Origin of the sequence: Streptococcus cristatus ATCC 51100 (assembly GCF_011612585.1) — a bacterium.
GTDB lineage: Bacteria > Bacillota > Bacilli > Lactobacillales > Streptococcaceae > Streptococcus > Streptococcus cristatus_H.
Genome location: NZ_CP050133.1, coordinates 1,776,814 through 1,796,741 on the forward strand (window position 1 = coordinate 1,776,814; position 19,928 = coordinate 1,796,741).

A 19,928-nucleotide genomic window follows, 5' to 3' on the forward strand; every position below is an offset into this window, starting at 1 on the left:
GACTTCCAAAGAGCACCATCACCAAAATACCATACCAAAAGCCCCAGAAAAATCTGAGGCTTGGTATTTTTATCGAGATTCATTAAGACAGTTATTCTACCGTTACAGATTTAGCGAGATTGCGTGGTTTATCTACATCCAATCCGCGGTGCAAGGTTGCAAAATAAGCAATCAATTGAGTTGGCACCACCATAGAGATTGGTGACAAATAAGGGTGAACTTGGCTCAGGACAATATCATCTCCATCCTTAGCCACATTTTCCTCCGCAATGGTCAACACCTTGGCTCCGCGCGCCACAACTTCAGAAACATTTCCGCGAGTATGGCTAGCCAAGACCTCGTCTGAAAGTAGGGCTAGAACAGGTGTTCCCTCTTCAATCAGAGAAATAGTACCATGCTTGAGCTCTCCTGCCGCAAAGCCTTCACACTGAATGTAGGAAATTTCCTTAAGCTTAAGGCTAGCTTCCATCGCCACATAATAGTCCTGACCACGACCGATATAAAAGGCGCTGCGAGTTTCCGCCAACAAGTCACGAACCTTGCTTTCGATCAATTCTTTCTCAGAAAGAGTAGACTCGATAGACTGGGCTACGATAGACAGCTCATGAACCAAGTCAAACTTCTTGGCTTTTTCATTGCCATTGGCATCACCGACCGCCTTGGCCAAAAAAGCTAGGGCAGCGATTTGTGCAGTATAGGCTTTGGTTGAAGCCACGGCAATTTCTGGTCCAGCATGGAGAAGCAGGGTATGCTTGGCTTCACGAGACAAGGTTGAGCCTGGCACATTGGTCACTGTCAAGCTAGGAATGCCCAGTTCATTGGCCTTGACCAAGACTTGGCGACTATCAGCTGTCTCACCAGATTGGCTAATAAAGATGAAAAGTGGCTTCTTGCTCAGAAGCGGCATAGCATAGCCCCATTCTGAAGAAATACCCAGTTCAACTGGCGTATCCGTCAGTTCTTCCAACATCCGTTTAGAAGCATAACCCGCATGATAAGAAGTTCCAGCAGCAATGATATAAATGCGATCCGCTTCTTGGACTGTCTTGATGATGGCTGGATCAATTAGCATCTTATTATTTTCATCCGCATAGGTGCTGATCAGCTTCCGCATCACGGTCGGCTGCTCGTCAATTTCCTTCAGCATGTAGTAAGGATAAGTGCCTTTGCCGATATCAGACAGGTCCAGCTCAGCAGTATAGCTACCGCGTTCAAGAACATTGCCTTCGTAGTCTTGCACTTCTACGCTATTAGCCGTCACGATAACCAGCTCTTTATCATGGATTTCCATGTATTCGCTGGTCTCACGAATCATAGCCATGGCATCGGAGCAGACCATGTTGTAGCCTTCACCCAAGCCGATCAAAAGCGGAGATTTGTTTTTGGCAACGTAGATCGTAGAAGGATCTTGAGCGTCTACCAAGGCAAAAGCGTAGGAACCTTCGATAATGTGAAGGGCCTTGCGGAAAGCGTCAAGAACAGAGAGACCGTCTTCTTCCGCGAATTTTCCAATCAAATGAACAGTAATTTCTGTATCTGTCTGGCCTTTAAAATCATGGCCAGCAAGATAGTTATTTTTGATATCCAGGTAATTTTCAATCACACCGTTGTGAACCAAAACAAAACGGCCTGTCTGAGAAGTGTGAGGATGGGCGTTATTCTCACTTGGTTTTCCGTGGGTTGCCCAGCGGGTATGCCCAATACCTGTTGAACCTGCTACATCCATGCCAATCTTGGCACGAAGATCTGCAATTCGGCCAACAGACTTGATCAAGCTGGATTTTTCTCCTGTTGTCACAAAAATTCCAGCTGAATCATAGCCTCGGTATTCTAACTTTTCAAGTCCTTGCATCAAAATATCTGTTGCATTGCGGTTTCCCACAACTCCGACGATTCCACACATAGATTTATTTCTAGCCTTTTGCTGGCAAAAAGCTAGTTCCTCCTTTATCGAAAATTGGTATAGTCTTATTTATCTTTTTATCGAGAGACAAAGACATTATACATACCGATTTGATATTTGTCAACATAAAATTGGTATAGTTTCGAGGCAGGGAAATTTGTTTAAGAAACAAAAAAAGCCTCCCGACAGAAGACTTTTCATAGCAATCAGAAAAACCAGGCTCAATGCCCCTTGTGCTTTTCCAATCGTTTTTGCTGTTTGAGTTCGAATTTCCTTTGCTTAGCCAGTTCTTTCTGCTGCTTGCGCTTGGCTTGAGCGATTTTCTTTTGCTCTTCAAATTGCAGCTTCAACGCTTCCTGAGACTTTGAAGAACGTGAAGCTATCTGCTCCTTTTTAGCCTGTCTCTGCAGGCGTTTAGGACTGACCGACTTAGTCTTCTCCTTCACCCTGATGCTAGGACTAAACTGCAACCGATGATAATAACGGTTTAGAAAATCCAACAATTCCTGCGTGCTAGGCTCTGCACCAAAGGTGACTCGGCAAACTCTATAAGATTGAGCATGTTCCTGCTCGAAAAGACCGTGCCAAAATCCCTCTTCAAAATAAACTGACAGCGTCATTGAAATCTTATCCATGACAGCACCTCCTTTAAAAATCCCTAAGAATGGACAACCAAGGAGGACGGTTACTGACAAAAAATAGATTTTTTGCGTCTGGACTACCAACCAGAACTGTGTTTTTATCTTAGTAGCTACAGTCTAGCAAGATTTTCTAAAAAATTCAAGGAGAGCTAAAAATTGTACTGATCGAAGACAAAGTAAGGATAACGAAAAACCTCTAAATTCAAAAGTAATTTTGAGATTGTCCTAAAATCTTAGTAAAAACAAAAAAGCCCTCTGAATTCAGAGAGCTTTATTCTTGCTAGATAAAACGTTTATAGACTAGGCGAAAATTGTACTAATGGTACATCAAGACGAAGTCAACGAAGTATAGAAACGTTTTAAACGCAAGATTAGCGACGAAGTCCAAGAGAGTTGATCAACTCACGGTAACGGTTAACGTCGTTTTTACGCAAGTATGCAAGCAAGTTACGACGGCGACCGATTTTCTTCATCAAACCACGGTAAGTAGCGTGGTCTTTTTTGTGTTGTTTGATGTGTTCGTTAAGGTGGTTGATTTCCCAAGTAAGGACAGCAACTTGAACCTCTACTGAACCTGTATCACCTTCGTGACGTGCATATTGTGCAATGATTTCATTTTTTTTCTCTTTTGAGATTGCCATGATAAGCTCCTTTTCTTTACGCTTCATCCGAGTGACAGGCTTGGCAATTCCTGCAACCAAGAAGAAGTTATTTGTCTTTAAGACATTCTTATTCTATCAGGAAGCCAAGTTTTTGTCAAATCTTCTACTTTTCCGACAAAGTCAGCCAAATTTCATTAGCCAAAATGAGGATTTTCTACACATTTGCTCCAAGGCTCGATCTAGCTAGTCGCTTTTTGACTTTGGAGCAGGTTTAGCTTATACTGGGATTAAGATGACACGAGGAGAAGAGCTTATGAAATATCTTGAATTTGGAGAAAGCAAGCGAGAAATTTCCCAGATTATCATAGGACTGATGCGAATTGCCAAAATGACTCCCAAAGAGGTGGAAGAACTGATCGAAACAGCCTTGTCAGTCGGAATCAATGCTTTTGACTTAGCCGATATCTACGGTGGAGGCAACTGCGAAGAAATTTTGGGACAAGTGCTCAAAAACCGACCTGACTTACGGGATAAAATGTGGATCCAGTCCAAAGTAGGAATCCGCATAGAAGAATTCACCTACTTTGACTTTTCCAAAGACCATATCCTAGAGGCAACAAACGGTATTTTACAGCGCTTGGGCGTGGACCATCTGGACTCTCTGCTCTTGCACCGACCTGATGCCCTGATGGAGCCTAGTGAAATCGCTGAAGCTTTCGATCTGCTCAAATCTCAAGGAAAGGTCCTTGATTTTGGAGTATCCAACCAGAACCCTATGATGATGGAGCTACTCAAAAAAGAGGTCCAGCAGCCCTTGGTAGCAAATCAGCTCCAATTGAGCGCAGCTTTTTCACCTGCCTTTGAGTCCAGCTTCCACGTCAACATGGAGGGCACAGCCGCAAATATGCGCGACGGTAGCATTTTCGAATACTGCCGCCTCAACGACGTCGTGATTCAGGCATGGTCTGTCCTCCAGCATGGCTATTTCGAAGGCGTCTTTGTTGGTTCGGATAAATATCCCAAGCTCAATGCCGTCTTAAACCGACTGGCCGATAAATACCAAATATCACCATCGGCAGTGGCTATTGCTTGGGTGCTACGCTATCCAGCCCACATGCAGGCGGTCATCGGCACGACCAAGGCTAGCCGCATCATCGAATCATCCAAGGCGACAGATATTGAACTGACTAGAAAAGAATGGTACGAAATCTATTGGGCCTCTGGAAAAGATCTTCCTTAAAAAATGAGCCTAAAATCCGATCAATCTTCTACCAAGATGCTAGCTAAAGGACTGACAGAAAAGCTGTCCAGAGCATGTCCACTGTATGACCGAGAAGGCAAAATCACCTTGCACAAGATTAGCTAGCACATAAAATTCCTATTTCACGAAAGGAAAAAATATATGAACCATTTCGACACAATCATCATCGGCGGAGGACCGGCTGGTATGATGGCTGCCATTTCCAGTTCTTTCTACGGACAGAAGACCCTTCTCCTCGAGAAAAATAAACGACTGGGCAAGAAACTAGCCGGAACGGGTGGTGGTCGCTGCAATGTGACCAATAACGGAAATTTGGATGACCTCATGGCCGGCATTCCAGGCAACGGACGCTTTCTTTACAGCGTCTTTTCCCAGTTTGACAACCATGATATCATCCACTTTTTTACGGAAAATGGCGTCAAACTAAAGGTCGAAGACCATGGCCGTGTTTTCCCAGCGACAGACAAGTCCCGCACCATTATCGAAGCCTTGGAAAAGAAGATTGCAGAGCTGGGCGGCACTGTCATCACCAATACTGAAATCGTCTCCGTTAAAAAATCTGATGAGCTTTTCACCGTCAGATCCAGCGACCAGACTTGGACCTGCCAGAAATTGATTGTGACGACTGGTGGCAAGTCCTACCCTTCAACTGGCTCGACTGGTTTTGGCCATGATATTGCCCGACACTTTAAGCACACTGTGACCGACTTGGAAGCAGCCGAAAGTCCACTTCTGACTGACTTTCCTCACAAAGCGCTTCAGGGGATTTCGCTGGACGATGTGACCCTCAGATATGGCAAGCATGTCATCACCCACGATCTGCTCTTTACTCACTTTGGTCTATCAGGTCCGGCAGCCCTGCGCTTGTCTAGCTTTGTCAAGGGCGGCGAAACCATCTATCTAGATGTCTTGCCTCAGATGAGTCAGCAGGATTTGGCGTACTTTCTAGAAGAAAATCGTGAAAAATCCTTGAAAAATACCTTAAAAAATTTGCTTCCAGAACGCTTGGCAGAATTTTTTGTTCAAGGATATCCTGAAAAAGTTAAACAGCTGACTGAGAAAGAACGAGAACAACTTCTCCAGTCTATCAAAGCACTCGAAATCCCTGTGACTGGCAAAATGTCCCTTGCCAAGTCCTTTGTTACCAAGGGTGGCATCAGCCTCAAGGAGATCAATCCTAAAACTCTGGAAAGTAAGCTAGTACCTGGACTCCACTTTGCTGGCGAAGTTTTAGACATCAATGCCCACACGGGCGGTTTCAACATCACATCTGCCCTCTGTACTGGCTGGGTGGCAGGCTCAAATCCAATAAGTACCAAATAAGAAAGGAAGTCCTTTGGAACATATTATTTTACTAAGAGGCGTTACTCCTAATGGAAAAAATGCTATCCCGAAAATGTCTTATTTGGTAGATATTTTGACAGAAGCTGGCTTTCAACACGTCCGAACCTATATTCAAAGCGGGAATATCATTCTTGAAAGTGACTTGGATTTGGAAGAAATACGAGAACGCGTTCATACTCTAATAAAGGAAAAAATTGGGGCCGACTTAAAAATGGTTATCAAGAATAAGAACTATTTTGAAAAGATTGTTCAAGAGAACCCATTTAAAGAAGACTATCTTCATGATCGTGTGCATGTGATCCTTTATCAAGGACTTATCCAAAGTCTGCCACTAGAAAAATTGAAAGCTGACTATGGCGAGGAAGAAATCTGTATAGGCGATCACTGTCTCTACCTCTATCTTCCTAGAACTGCAAAACGAAAAAAGCTCAATACCAACTATCTTGAAAAACTTTTTGGCGTGGATCTGACCATGAGAAAGTTAAACGTAGTAGAAAAATTACTAACAAAATAGGAGAACAAGATGAACAGATGCGAAACAGTCGAATTCGTCAACATGTGCATGATTTATGACGGAGAAAAAGTTCTTGTCCAGGACCGAGTTAGTCCTGACTGGCCCGGCATCACTTTTCCTGGCGGGCATGTAGAGCGCGGGGAATCTTTCACCGAGGCCGTTATCAGAGAAGTCAAAGAAGAAACTGGACTGACCATATCCAAACCCCAACTTTGCGGCATTAAGGATTGGTATGATGATAAGGATTTTCGCTATGTCGTCCTGCTCTACAAGACAAAGCATTATTCCGGCGTGCTGCAATCCTCAGATGAAGGAAAGGTTTGGTGGGAAGATTTGCAAAATCTGTCTCATCTGAAACTTGCAACCGATGATATGTCTGACATGCTTCGCGTTTTTCTAGAAGACGATTTAAGCGAATTCTTTTACTATAAAGACGGCGACGACTGGCTTTATGATTTGAAGTAAAAAATGAGGCTGGGACAAAAGTCCTAGCCTCTCAATTGTATTTGGATTGTCGAGCAAGACGCAGTGGTTGAGTGGACTCTATTACGCTGACTGCATCAGCTTTTATATCCCTACTCAACTGTGCGGAGGTGGGACGACGAAATCGAATTCTAACGAATTACCGATTTCTGTCCCACTCTCATTTATTCTGCATTTGTCCGAACGTAAGCTGCAATCACATCTGATGTGTACTGGGCTGTACCTGGGCCAAATTTATCAATGTTTTCCTTAAACTCTGGGTTATAGACATAGCCTTTACCGATATGACCGAATACTTCAATAGAGCAGTCAAAACCATAAGTACGGATGGCTTGCAAGAGTTGAGCTGCCTGTTCTTGATTTTCTGCTGCCTCAACTGGCAAGCCTTGCTGCATATTCTCTGCCAGACTTTGAAAAACTTGATTGAAGGCTGCGGCAGATTCTTCTTCCCGTCCATTTTGACGAGTCAGTGCTTCCGACATGACTTCTTGACCGTATTCTTCGACTGCTTTTTGGTGGTATTTTTGATTATCTTCGTAGGTAAAGCCTGCGAATTTTTCTTTCATTGTCATCTTTCTTTCTCCTTTTTCCTCTTGGATGGTTTTTCGCAAGGTAGAAATCAAGGTATCCAAGCGGTCTCTTTCCTGCTGCAAATACTCTAACTGCCTCACCAGATGCGGCAATAAGGCCTGATCGTCCTGACTCAGTAGCTCTGCTATTTTCTCCAAAGAAAAGCCCAGATACTTATAGTAAAGGATGACCTGTAGCCGCTCTAGATCAGCTTGACTATACGTTCGATAGCCATTTTCTGATTTTTGAGGAACCAAAAGCCCGATTTTGTCGTAGTGGTGCAGGGTTTTGACAGAGACACCCGAAAGCTGCGCAGCTTCTTTGATATGATACATAAAAAACCTCCTTGCCCTTATAGTATAAGCCCTGACCTTAGGGCAGAGTCAAGCTTTTTATGAAATTTTTTAAATCACTTTAAATTTTCCAAAGTAGCTAGTATTTATTTGCGAGAAACCATAGCAATAAAGCCCAGTTTTTCCTGATTTTTTTGAAACATCTTAAACATCTTCATAAATTGCCCATAGTTCTCTTTTTTAAGGGCATTAAAGCAGATTTTCAGAGTGCCTCCCAGTCCTTCGTCATATATCATCCCTCGAAGGCTCATCAAGGTCATTTCGCCAACAAAGGTGTCCACACGGTCAAAAGCATGAGAACGTGCCAGCTGAATCCAAGATCCCTCGGTTAGAGGCCCCACATTGACATTAATCGCACGTGACAGCTCTTCTCGGACATTCTCATCTTTTTGCTTGAGCATAACATCGTGGGTAAGGAGCACTCCGCCTGGCTTCAGCACCCGGTAGTACTCATCCATACATTTAGCTTTTCCCCTTTCTGTCTGCATGGTCAGCATGGCTTCATTGATAACAATATCAAAAGAATTGTCCTCATAAGGTAGCTTCATGGCATTTGCGAGTTCAAATGTGACGAGTTCACTAACACCAGCCTTGTCTCCATTAAGCTTAGCCTGAGCCAGCGCAGCCTTATCCAAATCAACTGCAGTAATCTGGCAGCCATATGTTTTAGCCAGCTCAATTGTTGTAGTCCCCATATTGCAGGCAACCTCTAGAACTTTCTTATCACTGGAAAACTGCCCCTGCTCAATCAGCCAGTCGGTCGCCAGCTTACCACCGGGACGAAGACGTTTCTTTCCTAACTTTGCCAAAAATTTATGACCTGCTTCTGCCATTTCCGAACCTCCATAATTTTGATTGGTTCCATTATAGCATAAAATATTATATTTTCAGATAATTCTTAGAATTTAACAAAAAAACAGACCGAATCGACCGATTCAATCTGTCTTGTATCTCTTTACAGCCCAAGAAATCCAACCAGATAGCGCAGCAAGGCCACCAAGACTACACCAAATACAACAGTTGCAATTAAGTTTTTATACTTAAAAGCCACATAAGTCGTCGGAAAAACGGCCAGCAAATCCAGCCATTTAAAACTCGGCAACTGACCTGTTTTAGCATTAGTAACACTGGATAAGATAAGGGCAAAGATAATAGAAACTGGCAGATATTTGAGAAAACGCTCTACCATAGGCGGAAGCCCCTTGTACTTGACTAGGATAAAGGGCAAAACCCGCGGCATCCAAGTGACCAGGGCTGACAAAAGAATGGCCAGCAAAATATACTTACTTATCATCTAGAATCACCCCCACCGTACAGCCTAGTAAGGTTGCAAAAAGCACCGCCAGCGAATTTTGAAGTAGCGTAGTTAGGACTAAGTAGGCAAGGCCCACCACGCCCAAGACTAAAAAGAGCTTCTTTATCTTGACCCGTCGCAGCATGATTGTAAATTGAGAGGAGAAAATGCCAATAAACATGGCGACTAGGGCAAAATCCAGGCCAAAGCTCTCAGGATTGGGCAGAAGGGCGCCGAGGGCAGTTCCTAAAATAGTACCCAAAATCCAAGAAGTATAACTCATGAAATTGTTACCCATCATCCAGCTAGCCGCAATCTCTTCTGTATGCACCTGCTCCCCCATCAAGACCCCATAAGATTCGTCCGTCAAAAAAGAGCCAATGACAATATTCTGAGCCAAGCTAGACTTACGAAAAAGGGTTGAGGCATGCAGACAGAGCAAAAGATGCCGAATATTTATCAGAAAAACAGTCAGTGCGATGGCCAAGACTGGCGCCTGCTGGGCAAATAAGCCAATCATGGCAAACTGGGCACTTCCGGCATAAACCAGAATACTCATCAGTCCCATCTCCAAAGGATTCATATAGGGCGCCGCCATGATGCCGCAGGCTAGGCCAATCCCAATATAGCCCAGAGCCGTTGGCACAGCTGCTTTTGCACCCTGTTTAAATGTCTGTCCGCGCATTGTTCTCCTTTACTCCATGGTTTCAAAAGCCAGACTTGGCTTAGCATTGAGGTCCAAACTGGCAAAATTCTCCTTGTTCCACTCACTGACACTGGCATAGGCAATCATACCGGCATTGTCACCGCAAAGGCGCAGAGGTGGAATAATCACCTTAACGTCCTGAATCTCAGCTGACAAGCGCTCTCTCAGGCCTTGATTGGCCGCAACGCCTCCCGCCACGACCAGAGTCTTGACTGGATATTTTTCCAGCGCTTTTTTAGTCTTGGCCATGAGAATATCCATGACCGCTGCCTGAAAGCTAGCCGACAGATCTTGATTAGACAAGACTTCTCCCTTTTGCTGGGCATTGTGGTGCAGGTTGATAAAGGCCGACTTGAGACCGGAAAAAGAAAATTCCAGATTGTCTTCCTTAATCATGGCCCGCGGAAAATCATAAATATCCTGCCCCTCATGAGCCAGCTGATCAATCTCTCGGCCTGCTGGATAGGTCAGGCCCATGACTCGACCGACCTTATCATAGGCTTCACCGACCGCATCATCGCGAGTTTCCCCCACAATCTTATAGTCACCAGCCTGACTAACATAGACCAGCTCGGTATGGCCGCCACTGACCAAGAGAGCCAGCAAGGGAAATTCCAAGGGCTCCACGCTCTGGGCTGCCATCAGGTGTCCAGCCATATGATTGACCGGAATCAAGGGAATATCATGAGCCCAGGCAAAGGACTTGGCCGCTGCCAAGCCGACCAGAAGCGCCCCAACCAGACCAGGACCGTAGGTAACGGCCACCGCTGTGACTTGCTCCTCGCTAATCCCCGCTTCTGCCAAGGCTTCCTCAATGCAAACCGTAATGACCTCCACATGGTGACGGCTGGCCACTTCCGGTACCACTCCGCCAAAACGCTTGTGGCTCTCAATCTGGCTGGCAATGACATTGCTCAAAAGCTCCGTCTCATTCTTCAGAACCGCCACACTGGTCTCGTCACAAGACGTCTCAAAAGCTAAAATATATCTATCTTTCATGAATCTCTCTTTTCATAACAATCGCATCTTCCACCGGTGCATGGTAGTAGGCCTTCCGCCGCGCGATTTCTTCAAATTTTTCTTTTTTGTAAAATAGCAGAGCTGGCTTGTTGGACTCCCTCACTTCGAGGAAAATTTCTTTGTCTGCTGGCAAAAAGTCAAACAAGGCTGTCGCGATTTTTCGCCCCTGATAGCTAGGCAATACAGCAATCTGCAGGACTTCCGCTTCAAAGTCTGTCTCCTGCCAGACTAAAAAGCCGACAAGCTGACTCTCATCTGCTGCTAGCGCACAACTGTTCACATCCGAACGCAGAACCTCCGCTACTTGATCCGCTGTCCAAGGGCTGACCTCATAGACTGCAAGTAGGAGCTGTTCCAGCTCTTTTGCGAGAGTTAGCGCGCCCATATCCGAGCTGGCGCTCCATTTTCTCATCTCAATCATAGGCGCTGAATGTAAGAATCGCTGGATTCCTGGTGGGTTTTGAGCCAATTTTCCTCGGCTTCTACTCGCTTAAGATAATTAGGCACAAAGTCATGAATGGACTGGGCTGGCAGATCTAAACCGAGACGACCAATAGCTGCCGCATCTGGTAAGGTCGGCTGAATAGCAGCCTGAGGAAGAGCCGCTTCAATCTGCTCCACAAAAGCTGCTGTCTCTCCGACAAAAGTGACTGATTGGTTAGCAGCGCCAGCCATTTCCAACACCTCTGCCAAAGGCAGGTGAGCTTCCGGCCGTACAGCCTGACCAGACTGGTAAAAGCCAGCATAGACATTGTTGCGGCGGGCATCCATGACAGGAATGACCAAGCCTTCTACCTGCCCTGGAACCAGAGCCAGCAGACTAGACACACCGACCAGCTCAATCTTGAGGGTGTGGGCTAGAGTCTTGGCTGTCGCCACCGCAATTCTCAGACCTGTGTAGCTGCCCGGCCCCTGCGCCACCACGATCCGATCCAAATCCGTCGGCTTCATATCCAGACTATTCATGAGAAAATCAATAGCCGGCATAAGGGTAATGCTATGATTTTTCTTGATATTGAGCGTCACCTGCCCCAAGAGCTCCTTATTCTCTAAAATTGCTAGAGACAGGGCCTTATTTGACGTATCCATCGCTAAAATGTTCATCATTTTCTTCCTTACTCGAGTGTTTGCTTTTTATTATACTACAAAAGCAGCGACAAGGGTAGAGAGAGGCAGTCATTTGGTTACCCAGATTGTCCTCAAAAGCTTTTCTGAAAATCTCCATAAGATTTTCTCGGCTATGTCTTTTACTAAAAGCTGGTTTTATGATATAATTGGTTAGAATTATATCGAATCAAGGTCAATCTACTACTCATAAAACTGAATAAAAGAAAACAGCTGATTAGCTGTCGTTTTCTGTAGCTTGATCGTGAAAAATGGAAGGAAATAAAATGATTTACAAAGTTTTTTATCAAGAAACAAAAGAACGCAGCCCACGCCGTGAACAAACACGCGCCCTGTACTTGGATATAGAAGCAACCGATGAATTAGAAGGCCGCATCAAAGCCCGCAAATTGGTTGAAGAAAAGACTCCTTACAATATCGAATTTATCGAACTCTTGTCTGACAAACATTTGGAATACGAAAAAGAGTCAGGCGCCTTCGAATTGACGGAGTTGTAACCTATGGCATATAACTTAAAGAAAGAAGAAGTTGGTGTTTTCGCCATCGGCGGTCTGGGCGAAATCGGTAAAAACACCTACGGAATTGAGTATCAAGATGAGATTATCATTGTTGATGCTGGGATTAAATTCCCTGAAGACGACCTCTTGGGTATCGACTATGTTATCCCCGACTACTCTTATATCGTAGAAAATATCGACCGCGTGAAAGCTGTCCTCATCACCCACGGGCACGAGGACCACATCGGTGGCATTCCTTTCCTGCTCAAGCAAGCCAATGTTCCCATCTATGCTGGCCCTTTGGCTCTGGCTCTCATTCGGGGCAAGCTAGAAGAGCATGGACTTTTGCGTGATGCCAAGCTCTATGAAATCAATCAAAATACAGAGTTGACCTTTAAAAATCTGAAGGCGACCTTCTTCCGCACAACCCACTCGATTCCAGAACCTTTGGGGATTGTCATTCATACGCCACAAGGCAAGATTGTCTGTACCGGTGACTTCAAGTTTGACTTTACACCAGTCGGTGAGCCAGCAGACTTGCACCGCATGGCTGCTCTGGGCGAGGAAGGCGTCCTCTGCCTCCTGTCTGACTCGACCAATGCTGAAGTTCCGACCTTTACCAATTCCGAAAAAGTGGTCGGACAGTCTATCATGAAGATTATCGAAGGCATACATGGACGGATTATTTTCGCTTCCTTTGCTTCAAACATCTTCCGCCTCCAGCAGGCAGCAGAAGCTGCTGTCAAGACAGGGCGCAAAATTGCGGTCTTTGGCCGCTCCATGGAAAAGGCTATTGTCAACGGGATTGAGCTGGGCTATATCAAGGTTCCCAAAGATACCTTCATCGAGCCAAATGAACTCAAGGACTATCCAGCTGGTGAAGTGCTGATTATGTGTACCGGAAGTCAGGGTGAGCCCATGGCAGCACTGTCTCGGATTGCTAATGGTACCCACCGTCAGGTGCAACTGCAACCTGGAGATACGGTCATCTTCTCATCTAGCCCAATCCCTGGAAACACCACTAGCGTCAACAAGCTGATCAACATCATTTCCGAAGCTGGCGTCGAAGTGATTCACGGTAAGATTAACAATATCCACACCTCTGGACACGGTGGCCAACAAGAGCAGAAACTCATGCTCCGCTTGATCAAGCCTAAATATTTCATGCCAGTCCATGGTGAATACCGCATGCAGAAAGTCCATGCAGGTCTAGCCGTTGATACTGGAGTACCAAAAGACAATATCTTCATCATGAGCAATGGTGATGTGCTGGCTCTGACAGCTGACTCAGCTCGTATTGCCGGCAGCTTCAACGCTCAGGATATTTATGTTGATGGGAACCGCATTGGTGAAATCGGAGCTGCAGTCCTACGCGACCGTAAAGACCTGTCAGAGGACGGTGTGGTTCTGGCTGTCGCGACGGTTGACTTTGATTCCAAGATGATCTTAGCCGGTCCAGATATTCTCAGCCGTGGCTTTATCTACATGCGCGAATCAGGTGACCTCATCCGCCAAAGCCAGCGCATCCTCTTCAATGCTATTCGCATTGCACTCAAGAATAAAGACGCCAGCGTCCAATCTGTCAGCGGCGCTATCGTCAACGCCTTGCGTCCTTTCCTCTACGAAAGCACCGAGCGCGAACCGATTATCATTCCGATGGTGCTTACACCAGACGAAGACAACTAAAAAATAAGCTTTGCTAGACTAGCAAAGCTTATTTTTCTGCTTTATTTTTTGTTCGAGAGGCATGCTTGATAATCCAAGCGCAGCTCGGACTCAGTTCTTCCTCTTGCCAAGATCCAATCACCCTCTCAAACTTTTCAGGATCTTCTTTATATAAATCATTCAGATTATTAGCGACACTTTTTTGGATTGATTTATCTGTATCATCCTTTAGATTCCTTAAAATAGCGGTAAATTCATCAAAATAATCTAAGACCACAGTCTGCTTCTTAGCCCAAGGCAGACGGATTCGCATACACTCGCTGGCTAATCTACGGACGCGCATATTCTCGTCTTTACTCCACTCTAACAGTAAATCCATCGTAGCTTTAGGAAAATTGGCCAGTAAGGGCCGCATAGAAAATTCTCCAGTAAATCGCTTGGTTAATTCCTTACTGAAGGCTGCACTCAGATCAAATTCCTGACCTCCGTAAAGTTCTACGTATTTGCCAATCGGCCACAACCAGTACCCCTCTGAGAACATCCCCAGGCCGCCCTCTAACTCCGGACCAAGTATCTGCTCAAAAACCTTCAGAGAATCAGCATAAGAAAGCGGCAAGCATTCTTTGATACTCTTTGCCAAAAGCTCTTGACGCTGAGTAAATTCCAAAGCCTCTAAGTCGCTTTCAACTAGAGACATAAAATGCTGAACTTCAAACTTATCTGTGACTTCTTGCAGGCGACGGCTCAAGTCCTCCGCATAAACCAAATCATAATAATCTTTAACCTTTTTCGCCATGATTTTTAAATCCCCTTAACAGACTTTTCACTGCTCCTCTGACTTCTGCTTCTTCCTCTTTCTCAGCCAGAAAAAGAGACAACTCGTTCAAGGCGCCTGAAATCATATGAGCTGCCATATCCAAATCAATAGAGATAAGTCTTCCTTCTTTAGATAAGATGTCTAATTGTTCTCTCAAATGAAAGAAAGAATTAGCCTCGTCCTGACGACGCCACTCTTTCCACTCAACGACATTGGGACCATCAAGCAGGAGAATACGTTTATTTTCGGTCAAGGTCGCAAAACGAACAAAAGCAACACAGCCTTCCACCAACTGCTCCCAAGAATCCTGTGCTTCCAAGGCACTTTTTTCTACATAAGACCCCAGTTCGGACTGAATTTGTGCTAGTACGGCGGTAAATAAAGTTTTCTTATTCCCGAAATGATGATAAAGTGCGCCTCTTGTCATTCCCAACTCATCTACAATTTCTTCCAAGGAAGTTTCTGCATAACCCTTTAAAGAAAAATGTTTCCGAGCGATGGCTAATATTTTGCTACTTGTCTCTAGTGAAGCCTGCTGCTTTTTATTCATTCTCACTCTCCATTTTAAACTGCTCTAACACTCTAAGCAAATCTTTCTGAAAATCAGAAATAACCCCTTGTACTGAGCCAGCACATCTTTGTTTATTAACATAAAGTCCTAATTCTCAAAAAAATTTTTCAGTCTTAATTATAACATACATGCAGTATGTATGTAAAATGATATAAGAAATAGAAGCCAAATTGACTTCTATTCTAAAAACAATTCAGCCCAGTCGCTTGATGAAATGATATTTGGTCACACCTTTTTGAGGTACATCTTCCAGACTGGCGTAGATTTCATAGCCTTGCTTGACGTAAAAATCCTTGGCTTGATAAGATTTGGTGGATAAGGTGATGCTGCTGACTCCCGCTTTCTCGGCCTTTTCTTCCAATTCTGCCAGCAGACTAGCTCCCAAGCCCTTTTTCTGGTGTCCCTTATCTACCATTAAGGCCTTGATATGGATGTTTTCCAACACCTGCTGGGCATGGAGCAAGGCGATTAAGTTTCCTTCCTCTTCCCGTGTCAGATAATAATCTTTGGGCTCAAGTTTTTCAAGTCTAGCCCGCCCAAAAGAAGCCTCATATTGCTCCTTGAAAACTTGCTCGATAAAGTCATGAAATTCTGCCATTTCTTGCTCCTTTCAGAATCCTTATCGCATTTCCCTACACTGGTATAGGAAAATCCTACTTGTCAAATCAAGTACAATCAGGCTCAGCTATTAACACGCCAAGCCCGAATGCTAGATCAATGTACTGAATCTGCTTTCTATAAAAGAGGTAGATCATAGATAATCCATCAGAAGGATTATTGTTCTTTTTTCTTGCTTCCAGCTAAGCCAAGAAAGGCCAAGACAGTGCCTAGTAAAGTCATCGTCCAAGCTGATGACGTTCCAGTTTGAGGAAGTTTAGCGGCTTTAGAAACAGCTGCCTCCGAAGATTTAGCAACCTTTGTCTCAGCTACTTTCTGCTCTGCTGAAGGCGCTGAAGTAGTTGAAGCTGCTGGGGTTACTGAGCGCTCAGCTGGCTTATCTTTGGCAAGAGGAATCACTGATGGAGCAGGCTGAACGATCGGCACTTCGATTTGACCAAGACTAGCTTTCGTTTCTTTAGTGCCCACTTCTACTAGCTCATCCACTGGTGCTTTAGAAACGGAAGACTCAACAACCTTTCGGCTGCCATCTAGCGCAGATACTTCCACTAGATTCATTTTTTCGCCCTTGCTTCCTGTTTGGACAACTTTTCGTTGACCTTTTTCAAGCTCTGGATTCAATATTTCTTTTGTCTCAAAATCAAGCTCTTCTGTTTGGATATCCAGATATGGCTTATCCTCAACTAAAGCAGCTTTCTCATCCTGAGCTGTGCTACCATTGTGGCTAAGTGACTTCAGATTTGCACGCGCAGCTTGAAGTTTAGCGACCATCTTATCTACTTCTGCCTGTTTATTCCGATTCAATTCCCAGTCGATATCATCTTGGACAGCCTTCAGACTAGCGACAGACTCTGGCGTATAGATGCTCAAATCGCTAGGAATCTTGGCCAATTCATCTCGGACAGACTCATAGTTGGCCTTGAAATAATCTTTATTGTGATCAGCAAATGCAGTCATCAATTTGAAAATCTCTTCTTCCTTGTACTCAGCCTGTGGTCTATCTGCCCAGATAGCAAGCATGCTACCGACTGTTGGGAGAGATACTTCTGGATACTTGGTAGAGGCTAGTTGGTTAAATGGTGTCTTTTCAGTATTTTCAAGTGCTTTCTGTAAGAAACCACCACCATCTTCAGGTTTTTGCCCTAAGATATAGTACCAGTCCCCATTGGTATTGAGGAATTTATAGCCCTTGCTTGCTAGATACTGAGGTGAGGCAAGGTTATAACCCCACCATCCCTTAGACCAGTAAGAGATCAAGACATCCTTGTCAAACTCAACATCATCCTTGTCTTCGTAGTAGAAGCCATCGTTGAAAGCCATTGGTTGAAGGCCTCGCTCTTTAGCCATAGCAGCAAGCGTGTTGGCATATTCTGCAAACTTGCCATAGAGGTTGTAGTATTTCAGATAATACCAACCCTGTGCATTGGTCGCATCATTGGCATACTCATCTGTACCATAGTTGAAAATCTTTGATTTTCCTGCAAAGTAGTCCATGTACTTGCCAATCAAGGCCTTGGTGAAAGCTTTTGCTTCTTCATTTTCCAAGTCCATAGTGGTCTTAGAAAGATTGTCAAAATAAGCCTGCGGGTTCTGAATGCCTAATTTTTCCATAGCCACCAAAAGAGCGTCCATATGACCAGGGCTATTGAGCGCTGGAATCACCCCGATGCCCTTTTGTTTGGCATAGCTGATCAACTCATCCATTTCTTTCTGGCTCAGAGCATTTCCATTTGGATCATCGTAGTAGGATTTAGTACCTTCAGTGATAGCTTCCTTGACTTGGTCACTCTGGTAAGTCTTCCCATTGGCTTTAATAGTCATATCATCCAGCATGAAGCGCATACCGTCATTTCCGACCAGCAAGTGCACATCAGAATAGCCCAACTCACTAGCCTTGTCGACAATTCTCTTGAGCTGATCTAGCGAGAAGTATTTACGGCCTGCATCAATGGAAATAACCTTGTTCTTGGCTACTTTTTCACGTTCTGCTTGTTTGTCCAAAATCTTTTGGTAAGCTTCTGTTGGTTTTAGATTTTCACGGGCTGCTTTTAGCTCAGCAACAGCCTGATTGATGGTGCTTTGTTGCGCGCGGCTCAGGTTTTCATCCAAGGCTCTAACCACTTTTTCAGATTCCTTGAGTCGAGCAATGCTTTCCTCTGTATATTTAGCTGCCAAGTCACTTGGAATAGCTTCTAACTCTGCAGCTGCATCTTGGTAATTAGCTGCAAAATATTCTGCATTGCGATCCGCAAAACGGCGCATCAATTTATAGAGTCGAGATGCAGAAAAACGAGCAGAAGGCTCATCAGCCCAAGCAGCTACCATGCCTCCCATAATTGGAATATCTGCCCCTTCTGATTTAGGAACGCTGGTAATTGGAGTGGAGGCAATTCCTTTCAAGCCTTGATCCAAATTGTACCAGCCTTGACCATCCGCATTGCGTCCCAAGACATAATACCAAGCATCATTGGTATTCAAGATTTGATGCCCTTTTTCAGACAAAAGTTTAGAAGAAGCTACATCATAGCCACCCCAGCCACCAGTCCAGTAAGAAACGATAATATCCTTGTCAAACTCGCCGAAAGTTTGGTCAGAATTATAGTAAATACCGTCATTAAAGGCCATTGGCTTCAAGCCATGACTCTTAACAATTTTAGCTAGGTCATTGGCATAAGTGATGAATTTTTCGTAGCCCTTTTCTGGATAACCTTCTCCTGGATAGTACTTGTCTGCTTGTAGAACCTGCCATCCCTTAGCATTGGTTGCATCATTGGCATACTCGTCCAAACCAATATTGAAAATGTCCGTCTTCCCTGCAAAATAGCCTGCATACTTGTCAATCAAAGCCTTGGTAAAATCAATAGCTGTCTGATTGTTTAAGTCAACTGTCCGTGCAGATTCCTTGCCAAAGTAGTTAAAGTTTGGATTTTGAATTCCCAACTCCTTCATAGCATGCAAGATAGCATCCATGTGACCAGGGCTATTGATGGTCGGAACAAGACCGATACCTTGCTTTTTAGCATAGTCAATCAAGTCCGTCATTTGAGCCTGCGTCAAGTGATTGCCATTTGGGTCATTATAATACGCATTGGTTCCTTTTTCAATGGCTTTCTTGACATCCTCACTGGCATAAGTCTTATCACCAACAGTCAAGGACATATCATCCAATTGGAAGCGTAGGCCATCATTCCCCACCAGCAAATGCATGTCCGTGAAACCAAAGCGTTTCGCCTTGTCTACGATTTCCTTCAGTTGCTCAGGGCTAAAATACTTACGGCCTGCATCAATCGAAACCATTTTCCGCATAGCCAGCTTTTCATCGACCTGACTAGCTTTCTCCGTTTTAGGAGTTTCACTAGGCAGGGTTGCCTTAGACTCATCAGAATTTATGGAAGCACTTTCTGTTGTAGTCACTGATTTTTCAGCGACTGTTTCTAGTTTTGGCTCCTCTGTTACTGGTTTTTCTGCTGGAGCCTCTGCTGCCACAGCTTGAGGCTTAACTTCCTCACTATTTTTAGCAACTGCTTCTGGCAAGGCTTCGCTGCTAGCCTGGGCTTCCACAGGAGCAACTTCCTGCACCCCTGCTCCTGCACTGGCTACAGCTGGTCCTGTCGTAGCTACAAGACTTGTAGGTGCTGCTTGTACCTCGTCAGCTGAAACGACTTGTCCTGCCAAACAAAAGCCGACGAGGACAGATACTGCCCCGATTGAAAGTTTCCGAATAGAAAAACGTTGCTTTCTATTAAAGATCATCATAAAATCTCCTTTTAAAATGTTCCGCTTTGTTATGTAAGCGATTTCTTTTTTTCTTCTATTATAGTTTATCCCCTATCTTTCATCAATATTGTCTCCACAAGATTCTATAGTTAAATGACAAATAGATTAAATCTAGAGCCATATTTTTATAAGGTAAATCGCTACTAAAACAGATGTCAAAATTGCCT

General features: G+C 44.5%; 20 protein-coding genes and 1 pseudogene. 6 read left to right on the forward strand and 15 right to left on the reverse strand.

The features are described 5' to 3' along the window. Window positions 1-91: 91 nt before the first annotated feature. The 3 genes from glmS to rpsO form a co-directional block, all read right to left on the reverse strand. On the reverse strand, window positions 92-1,903 hold the full coding sequence (glmS, locus tag HBA50_RS08850; protein WP_045497864.1) for a glutamine--fructose-6-phosphate transaminase (isomerizing): 1,812 nt from the start codon (window positions 1,901-1,903) through the stop codon (window positions 92-94). 221 nt (window positions 1,904-2,124) lie between these two features. Beyond that, the gene (locus HBA50_RS08855) at window positions 2,125-2,538 is read right to left on the reverse strand and encodes a YjdF family protein (protein ID WP_045497867.1); all 414 of its coding nucleotides are present in this window, start codon (window positions 2,536-2,538) and stop codon (window positions 2,125-2,127) included. A gap of 377 nt (window positions 2,539-2,915) precedes the next feature. Continuing rightward, window positions 2,916-3,185 (reverse strand): 30S ribosomal protein S15, encoded by a 270-nt coding sequence (rpsO, locus tag HBA50_RS08860; protein WP_001018251.1) that lies wholly within the window; start codon window positions 3,183-3,185, stop codon window positions 2,916-2,918. A 274-nt stretch (window positions 3,186-3,459) separates the two neighbouring features. Between rpsO and HBA50_RS08870 the strand changes: the two genes are divergently transcribed. From HBA50_RS08870 to HBA50_RS08885, 4 genes are all read left to right on the forward strand, one after another. Beyond that, the gene (locus HBA50_RS08870) at window positions 3,460-4,386 is read left to right on the forward strand and encodes an aldo/keto reductase (protein ID WP_045497874.1); all 927 of its coding nucleotides are present in this window, start codon (window positions 3,460-3,462) and stop codon (window positions 4,384-4,386) included. Window positions 4,387-4,548: 162 nt separating this feature from the next. Further along, the gene (gene aao / locus HBA50_RS08875; RefSeq protein ID WP_045497877.1) at window positions 4,549-5,730 is read left to right on the forward strand and encodes an aminoacetone oxidase; all 1,182 of its coding nucleotides are present in this window, start codon (window positions 4,549-4,551) and stop codon (window positions 5,728-5,730) included. Between the two features lie 13 nt (window positions 5,731-5,743). Beyond that, on the forward strand, window positions 5,744-6,265 hold the full coding sequence (locus tag HBA50_RS08880; protein WP_045497880.1) for a DUF1697 domain-containing protein: 522 nt from the start codon (window positions 5,744-5,746) through the stop codon (window positions 6,263-6,265). 9 nt (window positions 6,266-6,274) lie between these two features. Further along, a complete protein-coding gene (locus HBA50_RS08885) occupies window positions 6,275-6,730 on the forward strand; it encodes an 8-oxo-dGTP diphosphatase (RefSeq protein ID WP_045497883.1) in 456 nt (151 codons plus the stop codon). Between the two features lie 182 nt (window positions 6,731-6,912). Here the strand turns inward: HBA50_RS08885 and HBA50_RS08895 are convergent, their stop codons facing one another. The 7 genes from HBA50_RS08895 to tsaB all read right to left on the reverse strand — a co-directional run bounded on the left by HBA50_RS08895 (window position 6,913) and on the right by tsaB (window position 11,795). Continuing rightward, window positions 6,913-7,653 carry a MerR family transcriptional regulator gene (locus tag HBA50_RS08895; RefSeq protein ID WP_045497886.1) on the reverse strand — a complete coding sequence of 247 codons (741 nt, stop codon included), beginning with the start codon at window positions 7,651-7,653 and terminating at the stop codon, window positions 6,913-6,915. A gap of 104 nt (window positions 7,654-7,757) precedes the next feature. After that, window positions 7,758-8,504 (reverse strand): class I SAM-dependent methyltransferase, encoded by a 747-nt coding sequence (locus HBA50_RS08900; protein ID WP_045497889.1) that lies wholly within the window; start codon window positions 8,502-8,504, stop codon window positions 7,758-7,760. 122 nt (window positions 8,505-8,626) lie between these two features. Next, complete coding sequence (locus tag HBA50_RS08905) at window positions 8,627-8,965, reverse strand: AzlD domain-containing protein (RefSeq protein WP_045497891.1); 339 nt, start codon at window positions 8,963-8,965, stop codon at window positions 8,627-8,629. Then, window positions 8,955-9,650, reverse strand: coding sequence for an AzlC family ABC transporter permease (locus tag HBA50_RS08910; RefSeq protein WP_045497894.1), 696 nt, complete (start codon window positions 9,648-9,650; stop codon window positions 8,955-8,957). Before HBA50_RS08910 ends, HBA50_RS08905 begins: the two co-directional genes overlap by 11 nt. Window positions 9,651-9,659: 9 nt before the next feature. Further along, window positions 9,660-10,670 carry a tRNA (adenosine(37)-N6)-threonylcarbamoyltransferase complex transferase subunit TsaD gene (gene tsaD / locus HBA50_RS08915; protein ID WP_045497897.1) on the reverse strand — a complete coding sequence of 337 codons (1,011 nt, stop codon included), beginning with the start codon at window positions 10,668-10,670 and terminating at the stop codon, window positions 9,660-9,662. Further along, window positions 10,660-11,112 carry a ribosomal protein S18-alanine N-acetyltransferase gene (rimI, locus tag HBA50_RS08920; RefSeq protein ID WP_045497900.1) on the reverse strand — a complete coding sequence of 151 codons (453 nt, stop codon included), beginning with the start codon at window positions 11,110-11,112 and terminating at the stop codon, window positions 10,660-10,662. Before rimI ends, tsaD begins: the two co-directional genes overlap by 11 nt. Continuing rightward, a complete protein-coding gene (gene tsaB / locus HBA50_RS08925; protein WP_045497902.1) occupies window positions 11,109-11,795 on the reverse strand; it encodes a tRNA (adenosine(37)-N6)-threonylcarbamoyltransferase complex dimerization subunit type 1 TsaB in 687 nt (228 codons plus the stop codon). Before tsaB ends, rimI begins: the two co-directional genes overlap by 4 nt. Window positions 11,796-12,082: 287 nt before the next feature. Here tsaB and HBA50_RS08930 point away from each other — a divergent pair, with 287 nt between their 5' ends. Continuing rightward, complete coding sequence (locus HBA50_RS08930; protein WP_045497905.1) at window positions 12,083-12,313, forward strand: DNA-dependent RNA polymerase subunit epsilon; 231 nt, start codon at window positions 12,083-12,085, stop codon at window positions 12,311-12,313. A gap of 3 nt (window positions 12,314-12,316) precedes the next feature. Next, the gene (rnjA, locus tag HBA50_RS08935; RefSeq protein ID WP_045497908.1) at window positions 12,317-13,999 is read left to right on the forward strand and encodes a ribonuclease J1; all 1,683 of its coding nucleotides are present in this window, start codon (window positions 12,317-12,319) and stop codon (window positions 13,997-13,999) included. A 28-nt stretch (window positions 14,000-14,027) separates the two neighbouring features. Here rnjA and HBA50_RS08940 read toward each other — a convergent pair whose 3' ends face one another. The 5 genes and pseudogenes from HBA50_RS08940 to HBA50_RS08955 form a co-directional block, all read right to left on the reverse strand. After that, window positions 14,028-14,774: a DNA alkylation repair protein gene (locus HBA50_RS08940; RefSeq protein WP_045497911.1), complete on the reverse strand. Its 747-nt coding sequence runs from the start codon at window positions 14,772-14,774 to the stop codon at window positions 14,028-14,030. Further along, window positions 14,758-15,345, reverse strand: coding sequence for a TetR/AcrR family transcriptional regulator (locus HBA50_RS08945; protein ID WP_045497914.1), 588 nt, complete (start codon window positions 15,343-15,345; stop codon window positions 14,758-14,760). The genes HBA50_RS08940 and HBA50_RS08945 overlap by 17 nt, the downstream gene beginning before the upstream one ends. A 214-nt stretch (window positions 15,346-15,559) precedes the next feature. Beyond that, entirely contained in the window at window positions 15,560-15,964 is a 405-nt protein-coding gene (locus HBA50_RS08950; RefSeq protein WP_045497916.1) for a GNAT family N-acetyltransferase, read from the reverse strand. A 176-nt stretch (window positions 15,965-16,140) separates the two neighbouring features. Next, a complete protein-coding gene (locus HBA50_RS10590; RefSeq protein ID WP_436977128.1) occupies window positions 16,141-16,206 on the reverse strand; it encodes a hypothetical protein in 66 nt (21 codons plus the stop codon). Between the two features lie 164 nt (window positions 16,207-16,370). Then, window positions 16,371-19,737 (reverse strand): annotated as a pseudogene (locus HBA50_RS08955) (family 20 glycosylhydrolase); the annotation flags it as partial. Window positions 19,738-19,928: the final 191 nt, after the last annotated feature.